Source organism: Brevundimonas sp. (assembly GCF_013912065.1).
GTDB lineage: Bacteria > Pseudomonadota > Alphaproteobacteria > Caulobacterales > Caulobacteraceae > Brevundimonas.
Window position 1 is genome coordinate 1 of sequence record NZ_JACESA010000037.1, and the last position, 14,242, is coordinate 14,242.

Annotated in this window: 13 protein-coding genes and 1 pseudogene; 7 read left to right on the forward strand and 7 right to left on the reverse strand. The window is 65.9% G+C overall.

The features are described 5' to 3' along the window. The 3 genes from H2037_RS16850 to H2037_RS16860 form a co-directional block, all read left to right on the forward strand. A partial coding sequence (locus H2037_RS16850) for a DUF305 domain-containing protein (protein WP_219895945.1) occupies positions 1–446 on the forward strand: 446 nt, incomplete at its 5' end. Positions 447–450: 4 nt separating this feature from the next. After that, a complete protein-coding gene (locus H2037_RS16855) occupies positions 451–861 on the forward strand; it encodes a hypothetical protein (protein WP_219895944.1) in 411 nt (136 codons plus the stop codon). Beyond that, positions 858–1,988 (forward strand): acyltransferase, encoded by a 1,131-nt coding sequence (locus tag H2037_RS16860; protein ID WP_292113932.1) that lies wholly within the window; start codon positions 858–860, stop codon positions 1,986–1,988. The genes H2037_RS16855 and H2037_RS16860 overlap by 4 nt, the downstream gene beginning before the upstream one ends. Before the next feature lie 2 nt (positions 1,989–1,990). Here H2037_RS16860 and H2037_RS16865 read toward each other — a convergent pair whose 3' ends face one another. Continuing rightward, positions 1,991–2,590 carry a hypothetical protein gene (locus H2037_RS16865; RefSeq protein WP_219895942.1) on the reverse strand — a complete coding sequence of 200 codons (600 nt, stop codon included), beginning with the start codon at positions 2,588–2,590 and terminating at the stop codon, positions 1,991–1,993. Between the two features lie 58 nt (positions 2,591–2,648). On the opposite strand from H2037_RS16865, the gene H2037_RS16870 reads away from it, so the two are divergent. Beyond that, complete coding sequence (locus H2037_RS16870; RefSeq protein ID WP_219898431.1) at positions 2,649–4,019, forward strand: hypothetical protein; 1,371 nt, start codon at positions 2,649–2,651, stop codon at positions 4,017–4,019. A gap of 44 nt (positions 4,020–4,063) precedes the next feature. On the opposite strand, the gene H2037_RS16875 is transcribed toward H2037_RS16870, so the two are convergent. Then, positions 4,064–5,323: a DUF6035 family protein gene (locus H2037_RS16875; protein WP_292113926.1), complete on the reverse strand. Its 1,260-nt coding sequence runs from the start codon at positions 5,321–5,323 to the stop codon at positions 4,064–4,066. 313 nt (positions 5,324–5,636) lie between these two features. Here H2037_RS16875 and H2037_RS16880 point away from each other — a divergent pair, with 313 nt between their 5' ends. Further along, a complete protein-coding gene (locus H2037_RS16880; protein WP_292124279.1) occupies positions 5,637–7,670 on the forward strand; it encodes a ParB/RepB/Spo0J family partition protein in 2,034 nt (677 codons plus the stop codon). A gap of 191 nt (positions 7,671–7,861) precedes the next feature. Here the strand turns inward: H2037_RS16880 and H2037_RS16885 are convergent, their stop codons facing one another. From H2037_RS16885 to H2037_RS16900, 4 genes are read right to left on the reverse strand one after another with little or no spacing between them, the layout of a single operon-like run. Then, the gene (locus H2037_RS16885; protein ID WP_054765674.1) at positions 7,862–8,515 is read right to left on the reverse strand and encodes a hypothetical protein; all 654 of its coding nucleotides are present in this window, start codon (positions 8,513–8,515) and stop codon (positions 7,862–7,864) included. After that, positions 8,515–9,027, reverse strand: coding sequence for a Mov34/MPN/PAD-1 family protein (locus H2037_RS16890; RefSeq protein ID WP_219895938.1), 513 nt, complete (start codon positions 9,025–9,027; stop codon positions 8,515–8,517). The genes H2037_RS16885 and H2037_RS16890 overlap by 1 nt, the downstream gene beginning before the upstream one ends. Continuing rightward, a complete protein-coding gene (locus tag H2037_RS16895; RefSeq protein WP_003169300.1) occupies positions 9,024–10,694 on the reverse strand; it encodes a ThiF family adenylyltransferase in 1,671 nt (556 codons plus the stop codon). The genes H2037_RS16890 and H2037_RS16895 overlap by 4 nt, the downstream gene beginning before the upstream one ends. Continuing rightward, complete coding sequence (locus tag H2037_RS16900) at positions 10,691–11,887, reverse strand: cyclic GMP-AMP synthase DncV-like nucleotidyltransferase (protein WP_112862343.1); 1,197 nt, start codon at positions 11,885–11,887, stop codon at positions 10,691–10,693. Before H2037_RS16900 ends, H2037_RS16895 begins: the two co-directional genes overlap by 4 nt. 66 nt (positions 11,888–11,953) lie before the next feature. Here H2037_RS16900 and H2037_RS16905 point away from each other — a divergent pair, with 66 nt between their 5' ends. Beyond that, complete coding sequence (locus H2037_RS16905; protein ID WP_054765677.1) at positions 11,954–12,673, forward strand: hypothetical protein; 720 nt, start codon at positions 11,954–11,956, stop codon at positions 12,671–12,673. Between the two features lie 72 nt (positions 12,674–12,745). On the opposite strand, the gene H2037_RS16910 is transcribed toward H2037_RS16905, so the two are convergent. Further along, entirely contained in the window at positions 12,746–13,597 is an 852-nt protein-coding gene (locus H2037_RS16910; RefSeq protein ID WP_054765678.1) for a DUF2971 domain-containing protein, read from the reverse strand. 371 nt (positions 13,598–13,968) lie between these two features. On the opposite strand from H2037_RS16910, the pseudogene H2037_RS16915 reads away from it, so the two are divergent. Further along, positions 13,969–14,242 (forward strand): annotated as a pseudogene (locus H2037_RS16915) (hypothetical protein); the annotation flags it as partial.

Below are 14,242 nucleotides of genomic sequence, written 5' to 3' on the forward strand. Positions count from 1 at the left end.
CCATGAAGCGCACCGGTTGGATCTCGGTGATCGCGGTCTTCCTCGCCGTCGCCGCCTTCGCCTTCGGCATTCTGTCCCGTCGAGGCGCCCCCGACGCCTCCGCCCCGCCGCCGGTCGAGGCGCGAGCGATTGATGGGCACGCCGGCCACGAGGGCGCGCCCTCGGATACGCCGTCGACCCGCGCCTATCGGGAGGCCGCCGACCGCATGCACCAGGCAATGAACATCGACTACTCCGGCGACGCCGACATCGACTTCCTGCGCGGCATGATCGCCCACCACGAAGGCGCGATCGCCATGGCCAGGATCGCCGTGGAGGAGGGCGAGGCGGATGACGTGCGCGGCCTGGCGCAGGAGATCATCCGCGCCCAGGAAGCCGAAATTTTGCGGATGCGGATCATGCTGGCGCGGCACGAGGACGCGCCGGCAGTCTCAGAACGGCCCTGACCCCATGGCCGGCAAGCGCTTCACGGTCCGCAGCCGCAGCATCCGCTGGCGCCAAGGGCGCTACAAGGGCCGCCGCGGCTCGAGCCCGCGCCGGCCGCCGAAGCCCCGGCCAGTACTTGATGTCGTAATCGCCGTCGGCGCCAGCCTGATCGCGGCCTTCGTCGTCCTGTGCATGGCCTTCTCCCTGCTCGGCGCCTACGGAACGCCGCTCTACATCGGCTACGGCGTGATGATGAGCCTGGTGACGGGCGGCTGTCTGGTGTTCGGTCCCCGCGACCGGGCCGGATTGATGATCGCCGGCGGGCTCGGCGTGCTTTGCGTCGCCGGAACGCTCATCCTGTACGGGGTGCGGGCGGACGTGCACTACCATCCTCACGCCAACGAACGCCCCGCCGCCACAGGGAAGCGCGAATGACGAGAAGCTCCGACGGGGAAGGTCAGGCCCGCCGCCCCGCGCGCATCGCCCGCGGAGGGTGGCTGGACGTGCTGCGGTTCGCCGCGGGATCGCTGATCATCCTCTACCACTTCCGGGAAGCGGCCCCGCTGCCGCTCGGACAGATCCATCCGGTGTTCGACCGGGGGTTCCTGCTGACCAATTTCTTCATCATCGACTCCGGCTATGTGCTGGCCCGGATCTACGGCGAGCGCCTGGCCTCGGGCGGGATCGACGTCGGGGCCTACGCGCGCCAGCGGCTGCTGCGCGTGTTCCCGGCCCATCTGGCCGTGATCGCCGGTCTCGCGGCCTTGGTCGCGGCCGCCGCTCTGGCCGGGGTCCGACCGAGCAATCCCCAATGGTTCGACTGGAGCCAGCTGCCCGCCCAGGTCTTGCTCGTGCAGGCCTATGGCGTGCCGGGCGGCGTCGGCTGGAACGCGCCGACCTGGACGCTGTCGGCTCTGATCGGCTGCTATCTGCTCCTGCCCTGGATCTGCCGGGCGCTCTGGAGCCGACCCCGGGCCACGGCCGCGATCGCGATCACCCTGCTTCTCGCCGCCGACGTCGCCAGCCGCGTCTGGCTGGGCGATCCGGTCTATCGCCTGCCCCTGCGGTTCGGATTCCTCCGCGCCCTTCCGCTCTTCCTGCTGGGCGTGGCCGCCGCCGTGGTCGGTGCGCGCGTCTACGTGCGTCCGTCCGTGGCGGGCGCCTTGGGACTCGGCGCTTTCGGTGCGCTCGCGCTCGGTCAGGCCGTTGGCCCCTTCGGCCTGGCCTCCCTGCTGCTGATGACGCCCATCATCTGGGCGGCTGGAGCCTTGCCCGTGGTGCGCTCGTCGCGCCTGATCGAACACCTCGGCTTGATGTCGTTCGCGATGTTTCTCACCAATGAAGTCGCCCGCATCGTCTGGTTCGGCGTCTTCGACGCCGTCGGACAGTCGGACTGGTCCATCGGGATGCGCTGGGGCGTCTGGGCCGCCGGTCTGGCGGCGGCGTTCATGGGGGCGGCGGCGTTCCGGTATGGGTTCGACCGGCCGGTTCAGGCCTGGTTGAACCCGCCGAGGCCTGCGACGCCTGCGCCGGGGGTCAGCGCGGATCGGCCGGTGGCCTAGGGTCAGGGTCCCGCGCTCGCCAAGGCGTCCAGATAGCCGTCGCAGCCGGTGAAATAGCCGTCTACGCCCTCGATGACATCGGCAAGGACGGAGAGGTCCATATAGCCGTGGGCCAGCTCGATCGGCCGCCCCTGGGTGTCGACCGGATATCGGAACGAGAAAGAGCCGGGATCGACGGTCGCGAACTCCGCGACGAGCCTGCCGACCGCAGCGGTCGCGCCGTCCTCGTCGTCGCTCCCGAACGCCTGGAGCACCGCCTCGAACTGCGTCCACAGTTTGGTGAGGTCGTGAGACTTCCAGATGGGATCAACTCCGACGGTCCGGCCGTAGGTCGAGATCAGATACTTCAGGGAGAGTTCGAGGAATTGGCGGTAGTTGAAGATGATCGGGAAGACGAGGGTGTCACGATCGGCCGTATCCTCGACGGCCTGCTTGACCAGACTGTCCGCCGCCCGCTTGTAGCCGGTCAGCATCAGCACCATTCGGCTATGCGGATGCTCAGCCAACACGGCGTTCCCGTCCCACCGGGCCGAGACCTGAAAAAGTCTGTCGTCCGCCTTCGGCCATCGGAAGGGGCGTTGCATCAGGTCATCAAAGCTCATGGGTTCGCTCTCCGGATCACCGCGTCCATATAGGGTCATGAAGTTGATCCCACAGACGATGTTCGACGTCTTCGCGCTCGCCCTGCCGCGGGGCCACGGTTTTGGCGACCGCCCGCCCATTGGCGCGTGGGGCGACGCAGCGGGGATGGTGTGCGGCATCGTCACCCAGAAGACGGAGGACGGTTCGCTCGGGATCATCGCCATGCGACGCCGCGTCGATCACGTCTGGACGGTGACCGGGGAGGAGATCGGCTTTGCAAGCCTTGAGGACGCCAAGGCCCGCCTCGAGCTCCTTTTGCGCATCGGCGCGCCCCCAGAGCCTCTCCCGCCCAACACCGCGCCACGGCCTCCGCTACACGATCTCAAGGGTCGGACGCCCGGCGATCAGTTCTCGGTTCTCCTGCGACCCACGCACCATCTCGCCGCATGGGTCCTGAACCAGCTCTATCTCGCCTTGCCCAATCCGGACCGGAACTGGGCGGGCGACTGCCAGACCCGGAACTTCCACACGCGGATGTGGGAGGCTCAGCTGCTCGCAGCCTTCCGCGAGCAGGGGCTTCTCGTCAGTCAGCCTGTGGACTCCCCGGACTTCCATATCCAGAACCCATTGGGCGGAGAGGCCTGGGTCGAAGCGGTGACCGCCAACCCCGAGGTGCCGTTCGAGCACGTCAACGCGCCGAGAAGCGCGCCGCCAACTGAGCGAGACGCGCTGTTCTTCGGACCGGCGGCTGTTCGGTTCGCCAAGACCCTCGGCAGCAAGCTGCAGCGCGGCTACGATCGGATGCCGCACGTCACCGGCAAGCCGTTCATGCTGGCGGTCGCGGACTTCCATGCGCCCGCGTCGATGCTCTGGAGCCGCGAAGGCCTGATCGGCTACCTCTACGGCGAAGGGGCGGAGGTTGCCGACGACGGCGGGCGCAAGGTGGCGCGGACCACCAGGGCGGCGCACCTGCAGGGGCCGTCGGCCTTTCCCGCCGGACTGTTCGCCAACGCCGACCACGCCGAGCTGTCCGCCGTCATCTTCTCCAACGCCTGCGCCATCTCGAAGCTCAACCGGGTGATGGTGTCCGCTGGAGCCGAGGCCAAGGGGCTGCGTTACAGCCGCATCGGGCGCTTCTTCGATCGGCGGCCGGGGGCTCTGGAGGGCGAGCCCTTCTGTCTTGACGTCGCGAGTCCGGAGTACCGCGGGCTCTGGCCCCAGGGCTATGAACCTTGGTCGGCGGAGATGGAGGTGTTCCACAATCCCTACGCCCGACACCCAGTCCCGCACGCCCTTCTGCCCGAAGCGACCCACTGGTTCGAACAGGACGGCGAGCGGGTGTGCACGTCCTTCTACGAGACCTCCATCCTCTGGTCGGAGACCCATATCACGGACCTGGACCAGCCTGCCCCGCGCCTTGAGGACTTCCTTCGCCCGGCCGCCCCGTAGCGCAAGAGCGCGGTTGGCGCCGCCGCGCGCGCCGGAACCGGTCGTCAGGCCGCCGAGCGCATGAGAATATCAGGGAACAGTGCGTGGACGATGCGGCCCTCCACGGAGCCTTGGGTGATCTGGGGAGAGGTGAGGGAGGCCCGGAGCTTGCGCGCGACGCTCGGCTTCTGCAGAGCCGCCAACTGATCGGTCGCTCCGGCCACACGCCGGATCAGCCCCGCGAACTTGTGGCGCTCCTCGCTGTTGCTGAAGAAGGTGTTGAGCATCTCGACCAGGTTGCTCTGCTTGGTCGCCACAGGCTGCCGCAGCTCCAGCGACAGGATCAGGCTGACGAGCACCGGGATCTGCAGGGTGTCGAGGTCGCGGGGCTCCACCCCCGTGAGGGCGACGCGTTCCACCAGCTCCTGCAGCAGGTCCTGCCGGGCCTGCCACGGAAGGTGCCCTTCCACGACGGCCTCTCGCCATCGACGCAGATAGCCGACGTTCCAGGGCGCGACGGCGTAGGGCAAGCCTGAGGCGGGCCATTGCAGATCAGACAGGGCGAAGATCGCGGACCGCCAGTCGCGCCCGTCCTCCCAATGGCAGCGCACGAGGAAGCGGCCTTCCTCGCGCGATTGGGCCAGGACCTGTTCATCGAGTGAGAACAGGTTCTTGTTGTGCGAATAGAAAATGTCGAGGAACGCCGTCAAAAGCAGCCGGCGAGGAACGGGCTGGAACTTCCACGTCAGCCAGACCAAGTGGTAACCCTCTCGCCCGTAGAAATGCTCTCGACTGTCGATGATCGGCAGTTGCGTGCTTGAGAGCTGGATCTCCAGCGCCAGGCTTCGGCCGTTGTTGATCGCCCGTACGTCGGGCCGTCGGTGGCCGGTCTCGCCTCTCAGATACTCGTCGATATGGATTGAGCCGGCCTCCGTCGCCGGATCGATGGCGAGAATCTCCCCGACCTGATGTTTGAGCCAGCTGTGGAGAGGGCTCTCCTGCGCGCCCTGAAACTGCGCGGCGCTGCGCTGATCGACCGTGGCGGGGTCCCCTGTCCACCAGGGGCAGGTCGTCGGCGCACCCTTGTGGTGACGCCAGTAGGGCAGGCGGGTGCGCGCTTCCTTTGGCGCATAGACGCCGTGGCCGCATTGCTCGCAGACATAGGCGGCCGCCCCTTCGCGGCGGGCGGCCGCAGCGTTGCGGCGGATCTTCTGGTAGCGGTCGGGATCAATGGCGAGAAGCTGGTCGCTGGTGATGGTCGCGCCGGTCGACAGGTCGGTGACCCGTTCCAACGTCCTTTGCGGCTTCCTGACCGTTGCGACCATGTCCTCTCCGTGTTCCCAGTATGTTCACTGCGTGATTCCGCGCAAGGGCGATCGGATCGTCATCGGTCGGAAGCGCTAGGGGCTCCGCCCCCGCGCGGGCCAGGGTGAAGCGGCTACGCCGCCGGACCGGCCGGTCTCCCCGACCTTCCGCGCCGGCGAAGGCGCGATCCTCGGAATAACGGGCAGGCTTGTGCAGGTCGGGCGATCCCCCTCCGGCCGGTCCGCCCTGGCCCTTGCTACCCCGGTCTCGCCGACGGGCAGGGTTTCAGGCGCGCAGTTCGCGTGCCTGCAACCCATGCCCAAGGAGGCAGACATGACTGCTCAATCCATCGAAACCGCCGCGACCGAAGCGACCGCGCCGCAGCACGGCTCGGAGATCACCGTGCCGCTCAACCGGCTCAAGGCCTCGCCGAAGAATGCGAGGAAGACGCCGCACAGCGCGGCGACCATCGAGGCCTTCGCGGCCTCCATCAAGGCCAAGGGGGTGTTGCAGCCGCCCGTGGTCGAGATCGAGCGGGACGGGGAGGGCGCGCCCACCGGAAACTACCTCGTCACCATCGGCGAGGGGCGCCGTCAGGGGCTGCGGCTGCTGGCCAAGCGCAAGGCCATCAAGCGGACCCATCCGGTGCGGGTCATCGTGGACGCCGAGAACGACGCCCACGAGATCAGCCTCGACGAAAACATGACCCGTGAGGCCATGCACCCCGCCGACCAGTTCGAGGCCTTCCAGCGGCTCGCCGCCGAGAAGGGCTACGGACCCGAAGAGATCGGCGCCCGGTTCGGAGTGTCGGCCCATGTGGTGCGCCAGCGGCTGCGGCTCGGGTCGGCGGCGCCGGAGTTGATGACGGCCTATCGGGAGGGGACGCTGGCGCTCGACCAACTGACCGCCTTCTGCGTCAGCGAGGACCGCGAGCGGCAACGGCAGGTGCTGGAGCAGATCGGGCCGCACACCCCGGCCTACGCCATCCGCCGCGCCATGACCGAGGCCAAGGTCCGCGTCGATGACCGGCGCGTCCGCTTCGTCGGCGTGGAGGCCTACGAGGCCGAGGGGGGCGGGGTGCTGCGCGACCTGTTCACCGAGGACGGCGGCGGCTGGCTGGAGGATGTGGTCCTGCTGGACCGGCTGGTCGGCGACAAGCTGACCGGACTGGCCGACGAGGCCCGCGAGCGCGAGGGCTGGAAATGGGCCGAGGCCTGTCTGGACTACCCCGACGTTTCGGCGTTCGGGCGGGTCTATCCGGTGGCGGTCGAACGGTCGGACGCGGACGTCGCCGAAATCGCGGCCCTGTCCGAGGAATACGACCGCCTCGTCTCTGAAACCGACGCGGCGGAAATGTTCCCCCCCGAGGTGGACGCCCGGCTGGAGGAGATCGACAAGGCCTTGCAGGCCTTCGGCCCGGACTTCGCCTATGCCGACGAGGCCAGGGCGCGGGCCGGGGTCGTGGTGACGCTGGGTCACGACGGCCTCGCCCGCTTCGAGCGCGGACTGGTCCGCGCCGAGGACGTGCCCGCCGATCCGCCGTCGCCGTGGCAGGAGGAAGAGGCGGCGGACGAGAGTGCGGACAATTCGCCGGGCTCGGAGGCGGAGGCCGCCGAGGACGAGGCGCCCTCGGCCTTGTCGGATCGTCTGCTGATCGACCTGACCGCCCACAAGACCATGGGTCTGCGCGACGCGGTGCAGGCCGATGTGAATGCGGCGCTGGCGACGGTGGTTCACGCGCTCGCCCTGCAGGTCTTCTATCCGGGCTACGGCGTCTGGACGCCGTTGCAGCTTCGGTTGACGACGACCGGGCTGGAGCGGCTGGCGCCGGGGGTGGAGGACGGCCCCGCCGGACGCCGGGTCAGCGACCGGTGCGAGGCGTGGGGCGCGCGCCTGCCCGAGCGCCCGGAAGACCTCTGGGGCGTGGTGGCCGCGCTGCCGCCTTCGGAGCAGTTGGACCTGATGGCCTGCTGCGCCGGGGTCGGTCTCTACGCGGTGCGCGATCCGCACGACCGGCGGCCCGGCGCCTTGGCGCAGGCCGAGACGCTGGCGACGGCTGTAGGGCTCGACATGGCCGGGACGTGGACGGCGACGGCGGCCAGTTACTTCTCGCGGGTGGCCAAGGCGCGGGTGCTGGAGGCGGTGACCGAGGCCGTCAATCCGGAGGAAGCGGGCCGGATCGCCGGGTTCAGAAAGGGCGACATGGCCGAGGCGGCGGAACGGCTAGTGGAGGGTCGGGGCTGGCTGCCGTCGGTGTTGCGGACGCAGGCTGGTGTGCCTGCGGAGGCGCAGGAGGCAGGCGAGGGTGCTGACGACGAAACCCGCACCGCGCCGAACGACGACGCCTATGCGTTCGCGGCCGAATAGCCGCAGCGCACAGATCGAGCGAAAACTCGCCGCGCGCCCTTTGGGGGCGCGCGGCTTTTTCATGGCTTGATGGCGGCTCGTGACTCTGAGCCGTCGTCGATCTGGTCTGCTTTGCGGGAGCGGGTAGCTAAGCAAATCGAGTATCGAGATCTTGGGGTGCGGACTCTGTTAATTTTGACCGCTGACGCAGGTCAGTCTGATCCTTCACCCTCCGTGAGGGCTGCCTCAGCGACCCGGTTCCAGAAGGTGCAAACCGCATCGTTGTATCGGTTCATGTCAGCCTCGCTGACGATGAACTGAGACAAGGGCTCTTTCGCGGGCATGTACCAAGGGCGCAGTCGGATGATCTCGCTATCGGGTGCCCACAGTTCCGGATGGGCTTCCCAAAGTTCGGTCAGGGAACGTCCCGGACCGTGCCTCACCGCATTAGCGACGAGGTGCAGTTCCCGGAGCGTGGCGTATTCCGGGAATGTCGAGAGGCCGCATCCCCGTAGGCGGCGGACGTGCTTGTCGACCGCTTCCGGCGACGCGCTTTTCCTGAATTTGGAGAAGTCCGTGGCACCTGATGATCCGAAGGCCTGGGTTTCGCACAACCATTCCACCACGTCGTTCTGCCACTGGCCGTTCAACGTCAGGGCGATGGCCTTGAGCAGATTGTTGCTGAGGGTGGGGATCCACCACTGACCTTCGCCACCGAGGTCCTCGTAAGCGTGACGGACCGCCTCGTGGTGACCCTTCATGCTGAAATAGAATAGTTCACCCGTCCGGTTCGCATAGCGCTGGACCGCGTGATCCAGCGTCCGGGAAATCCAGTCTTCGGGAACATCGAGACGTGCCTTCGTCATTAGCTTACGGTCACAGGTCGCGATGGATCGCTCAGGGGATGCCCAAACAGAACGCCCATTTCGTCTTGGTCGATGGGGACAAGCGCCCGGATCGTTCCGAGCTCCGCGTCGGCGCAGACGCAGACATCGGCGGTCCCGACAATGAGGAAGGCGAGCGGGCGTCGCTGCTCACGTCGCGACTTGAGCCAGGACGCCCGGTCGATCACCGAGGGGGTCGGGCGGAGTTCCGGGTGGGAATGCCATTCGCCAATATGGGTTACCAGACCGCCAGACCGTCTCCATGCTGCATCCGCAAAGGCCTGGTGACCGGCTGGAGATCGCCAGAACCGTGTCGGGGACCAACGGTCGCTGTTCTGAGGAGCGGAAGCGTCGATGACATGAAGATCGCGGCCACGATAGCTCCCCAACAGAATCCCACCGACCTCGTGTCGAAAGGCTGCGGCTTCTGCGATGGCCTTGATGCGGCTCAACACCATGTGTTCGACAAGGACGTTGCGGGGGCCGAAACTCAAGTCACCGGGCCTTGGCAGGCCGGACAAAGCGGCTCGATGGGCCAGTTTCGGTCCTTCGGAGGAGCCGTATGCTCGAGATCCAGCACCCGAGTGCGGACGCGAGGACCTGGCATGTCGGGTGCCGCCGCCCATTCAAGGGCGGCTTGAACGACAAGGGTGGCAGCGAGCATCGGCGCCGGGGCTGCATAGTTGATATGAGCGCCATCGCCGCAGGTGCCGCTCTCGACCGCCGTGGTCACGCCGGGTTTGAGGGGATTGGCTTTGAGTTCGCCGTGGTTAGGCCGCAAGCACTTTAGACAGGCATGGGCTGAGCGGGTGACCAGCACGGTCTGGGCCGCCAGACCATTGCCGTGGATGGCGGCGTGGATCACCGGGGGGAAGGGCTTGCCTAGGCGGCGGGTCGTTACGGCCAAATCGTTGAGACGAAGGCCCACAGGTGTTGAGCCAGTCGCGTCGATGACGAGGTCGTAGTCTTGGAGTCGGGCTGTGACCCCGAACACGTCGGTGGCCACGCCCTCCACCGTCAGGTCGGGATGGAGCCGTCGAACTTCGGCGGCGAGAGCGCCGGCCTTGGCGAGGCGAACCGCGGAAACCGGCAGGACATGGCGGCCAAAATTGGCGGTCGAGAACTGATCGCCGTCGATGATCAACATGGGGCGCTGAGATTGACCGGCGCCGGACCTCGCCAGCTCTAGGCAGACTCGGGAACCAATTGCGCCCGCGCCCACGACTGCGACGGCCTTTCCGATAAGGGGAGAAGGCGCGCTGAGCCGGCCGTTGACCAAGTCCGGGAGAGCGACGCTGTCGGCAAGGCCACGATCGAGGGTCATCTCGTTCTCTCCGTGAGATATGGATCGGGCGCGACGATTCTGGGGCGCTTTCGCATAGGCGATCCTGGCGAACTCGGGCCATTTGAATGACGCGGCGACGACCCCGTTCTCGGCCGCAAGGATGATGTGCCCCTTGTCCACCAAGGCAGGCGCAAATGCGTGGGCGATGGCGTCCGGCTCATCGACGAAATGCGCGATCCAAGTCTTTAGCGTGGCGAGGGTTTTGCCCGGCCCTCCGCCTCGCCGAATGTCGAAAGGGCGGTTGCCGCGCAGCACATATGCCTGCCGTACATCGTCAGGCTTGTCCCGGCTCCATCGGCTAACCCGTTCTGGTGTCGTGATCACCAAACTGTCTCGCCCGCCGACCCTGTTCCAGGTGCAGCAGCGCGCGCGACCGGAGAACCCTGCGGGGAGGTCCGTATAGAGATAGGTGTCAGGGTTCCAGTAGGAGACGAACTCCCTTTGGCGGTCGGCGAGCGTGGAAGCGTGGAGCACTTGGTCGAGCGTCTCTTTGGCGGACTCGAGCACCCTAAGGATGGCCCCTCCGGCATTGTAGGGATCATATTCCTCGACCTCTTTCTCGGCGAAGCAGAGGCTGTCATCGGCGTTCAGGTGGGCCAAAAGGCGCCTGCGGATCGCGAGGTCTTCGACATAGATCTTCGGTGGCGTCGTCATCACCGGATCAGTCACGCAGACCGCGACCGCGATGGTGGTCCTCCCCGACCGGAGGTCGCCGCGATAGCGGGTGATCCCGCGTCGGCTTTGCACATAGGCGAACCCTCGCGCCTTGAGGGCGGCGTCGAGGGCCGCCCAAGCGCGGGTCTCCAGAGGCGTCACCCGGAGGTCTGGGACCCCACCCGGGGCGATGGGCTTTGCGCTGCAACGGTGGAGCGCACCTGGCTTGCGGATGCGATGGGCGACACAAGAGCGGCGTTGTCCGGCACCCGATGACCGAAGAGCCTGCGGAAGCGCTCGACGACATTGAAGATGCTGGTCTCGTTGTTGAGAGCACCGTCCAATTCACTGGCGAGGGCGCGCGCTTTGAGTTCGAACTGGTTCTGCTCGGTTGTGGTCCAGTTGTCGTTCAGGGCCTTGTCGTCAACCACCGGGTTCCACACCACGCCCGCGATCTTGGCGGACAGGGCGCGGGCCACCACCAGCAGCCCGTCGTCGTCCCGCCCAGGCTGGGGCGGGGTATTGGCTTCGTCCAAGGCTTCAACAGCGCAGACCATCAGGACCAGAGAGCTCAAACGACAGCTGTCCCAGTGGTAGTCCCGCCACGCCTTGAGATAGCGAGTAAGCCGCTTTAGGTCGGTCCAGCTGGCATGACGCGCCGCCGCATTGACGAACCAGTCCTCGAGTTCCAGCGGGTCCGACTGCTCCCAGCCTGTAGTCCGGTGGGCGACATAGATCTCGCTCGGATCGAGCCGGATTTCGGGCGGCGGGGACGAGAACGCGGAGCCGTCCATTGCGCGATTGGCCGCCGCATGAAAGGCTTTTTCAAGTAGGGCCATCTTCACGTCAGGGATGGCGTAGATGTTGAGGTCGAGGTGCGCTTCCGCATCAATCACGACCCGGACGCAGATGCTTTTGCTTGTGTCGAGGGTCCAGCCTTGGGCGTCGCAGAGGGCGCCCAGGATGCGTTCGACGATCGCGAACAGCGTGTTCGAGGCCACGGCCGGGTTGAGCCCGACGATCGACATGGGGACATACATGCCGTCATCGAGGTCGAGTTGCTGACAGGCCTTCGCGGGCTGATTCAGCGTGCCGTACGCCCAAGATCCTTGGGTGCGGAACTTCGGGGTAAAGGACAGGGCGGCGGGGTCCGGAACCCCGTGCGCCTTGACCAGAGGGACCTCGTCCTGGGTCAGATAGGCACCGGCCACCCGCAGCCCTGCACGAAGCGCGTTGCGGACCAGCTTCTGTGCGGTCTGGAGTTTGTGCTTCTGCGCGTCGGTGATAACCAGTTCGCATCTCAGGCACGGTTGATTCGCCGCCTGATGAAGAAGCCGATGTGCATTATACCGCATGTTGTTGTCCTGAGCGCGCCCGAACCCTACATCTAGGGTTAAAGATTGTGACCGCAAGGGGGCGAAATGCATTCCGTTCTGGGTTGGAAGGCTTGGCTCACGGCAGCTTTGGCGATCTGCGTCGCGATCATTGGCGCGCGCTTGTTGGTCGGAAGCGAAATCCTCCCGTCATTGCAAAGCGGTATGAGCCTGACCTCGCTTTTAGTGACGGTTTTCGTCGCGACGCCGATCTGGCGGCTGCTGTGGCTTGTCCCCTATTTTCAACGCAAGGCTCCGCAGCTTGACGGGGAGTGGTCGGGCGTGGTCGCCTCGAATTGGTCCGTCGTCGAGCGGCTTAAGGAGGCGGCCAAACAGGCTGGCGCACCCGCTCTCGACGTGGATGACTTGGCTAGGCCCTTGCCGGACTTGGTCGAGGTTCCCGTGTCGGTGAAAATCCGGACCACCTTCGCCCGGATTTATCTCGAACTCGAAAGTGCCGACGATCGCTATCAGATATCAACCCTGAAGGCCGTTGAACTAAGGCCGGCGAACGAAGCCGGGGACGCCGTCCTCAGCTATGTCTTCGAGGGGCGGGTGTTGAACCCCAAGGCCGGCGATGTCGGCTGTTTCGACGGAGCCGCAACCCTGTCCTTGCGCTCACAGGCAAGTGGAGGTCTGGCTATGGCCGGGCCGACTTGGACTAACCGGGCTTGGAGTCGGGGCCTGAATACCGCAGGTGTCCTGCGTCTCACTCGGATCCGCGCCGACTTTTGGACGCCTCTGACATTCGGCTTGATAAAGCGCTAGCAGGTCGCCATCGCGGGGTCGGGCCGTCACCAGAACGGGCCTTTCGGCCCAGCAGAAGCGGCTTTCTGAATATCAAGCCCGGTATGGGAGCGAGGAGCGCCAGATTTCGAGCCCGTGAGACTGGAAGAAGTCGCTGGCCTCAGGGGCGGCGTCCGCAGACATGGTCGGGCCCATGCCGACGCTGACTATCGCCGACGAACCATCCTGGCGGGCGAGGGGCACATCCACATATCGCGTCGGCCCGAAACGGCCGGCGCGAAGACCCACTGGAAGCGCAGGTGTCTTTTCTCCGCCCGTCCGATTTCCACCAACGTCCTCGAGTGCGCCGTCGCCATTGCGAACTAGCATCCGCGATATCCGCACTTCGCGCTCGTCCGCGAAGCCAGGGTGTTTCATCGAAAAGAGGTCGACGCACAGGCGCCGCGCATAGTCCGAAAGCGTCGGGTGATCGTCAGGATCATCCTCTAGCTGTTGCTGGACGACGCCCAAGCCGAGACAGAGCATTCGGTCGACCAAGGCTTCGTCGTAAACCACGGTCCGGATCGCGACGCCGGCGTCGTGTTCGAGATGCCGTGCGTCCAAGCCCAGAACGCACCCGCCACCATCGCCCGCGTAGCTTCGCCACTGCCCCAGATCGTCGCGCCGAGGAGTCAATGACCCGATCATGAGGCCGGTGTTTGCGGTCAGCCCCTCAAGCTCCGACACGACGAAAATGCGGGTCGTGAGGTCCGTGTAGACCTGTCGATCCCGCATAAGGCCGATCAGTCGATCACGAGCATACGAAAACTCCGAAGCGTCGTTCAGCGCGGTATACTCGGAGAGCCGAAAGGTCCGGTTTTCAACGATCGCCCGCGCCGCCTCGATCGAGGTGTAGTGGTATACGACCGGACAGTGGTCCGAGCTGAAGTCCCAAGGCAAGGCCATGCGGAAGTTATGACCTGCCGTTGCTAAAGAGAATATGGCTGGAAGGGATTGGAAGTGTCGCTCACGCAGATCCGGATTTGACATCCGCTATAGAGCCGTCGCTCTTGGTTCGCTTGTGGCGCTCTCCGCAGTACCCAGCGCAATGAAGGCCGCTGCATTGTCGGCCTCCCGGCGGCAGGTCCTTCAAAAACAAGATCGCGCTTCGGGGAGCAGGGCGTCAAACCGCTTCGAGTTGCTGAACCCCGGACTTCCGATGCCTACTCAATCTCCAATTGGACACGGGCGGGTCTACGCTTCAGCTTGACCGTATGTATCTAACTGAAGCTCAAGCCCGCGCTCGCGCTGGCGTAGCAGAGGACGAGCCCGCTCATGTGCTGGCGTTCGCGCTCGCTCTCGACTCCGCGCTGAGCGCCCTGACAGATCGCTTCGACATTTTCCTCTCCCATTCCGTTCGGGACGCTAGTCTCGTCATGGGGGTGAAGCGGATCCTGGAGGAGGCCGGAAAGACCGTCTACGTGGACTGGATCAGCGATCCGAACCTTGACCGAAACGCAGTCACCGGCGCTACGGCAGAGAGGTTGCGGCATCGTATGAGGAAGTGCGACGCCTGCTTCTATCTCTTTTCCCGACATTCGAGGCGGTCGA

Bases quoted from the DNA above. Each gene is read 5' to 3' on its own strand.
- H2037_RS16900 (WP_112862343.1), bottom strand. From the start codon at position 11,887: ATGCGGTATAATGCACATCGGCTTCTTCATCAGGCGGCGAATCAACCG.
- H2037_RS16880 (WP_292124279.1), top strand. From the start codon at position 5,637: ATGACTGCTCAATCCATCGAAACCGCCGCGACCGAAGCGACCGCGCCG.
- H2037_RS16865 (WP_219895942.1), bottom strand. From the start codon at position 2,590: ATGAGCTTTGATGACCTGATGCAACGCCCCTTCCGATGGCCGAAGGCG.
- H2037_RS16875 (WP_292113926.1), bottom strand. From the start codon at position 5,323: ATGGTCGCAACGGTCAGGAAGCCGCAAAGGACGTTGGAACGGGTCACC.
- H2037_RS16910 (WP_054765678.1), bottom strand. From the start codon at position 13,597: ATGGCCTTGCCTTGGGACTTCAGCTCGGACCACTGTCCGGTCGTATAC.
- H2037_RS16870 (WP_219898431.1), top strand. From the start codon at position 2,649: ATGTTCGACGTCTTCGCGCTCGCCCTGCCGCGGGGCCACGGTTTTGGC.
- H2037_RS16855 (WP_219895944.1), top strand. From the start codon at position 451: ATGGCCGGCAAGCGCTTCACGGTCCGCAGCCGCAGCATCCGCTGGCGC.
- H2037_RS16860 (WP_292113932.1), top strand. From the start codon at position 858: ATGACGAGAAGCTCCGACGGGGAAGGTCAGGCCCGCCGCCCCGCGCGC.
- H2037_RS16905 (WP_054765677.1), top strand. From the start codon at position 11,954: ATGCATTCCGTTCTGGGTTGGAAGGCTTGGCTCACGGCAGCTTTGGCG.
- H2037_RS16885 (WP_054765674.1), bottom strand. From the start codon at position 8,515: ATGACGAAGGCACGTCTCGATGTTCCCGAAGACTGGATTTCCCGGACG.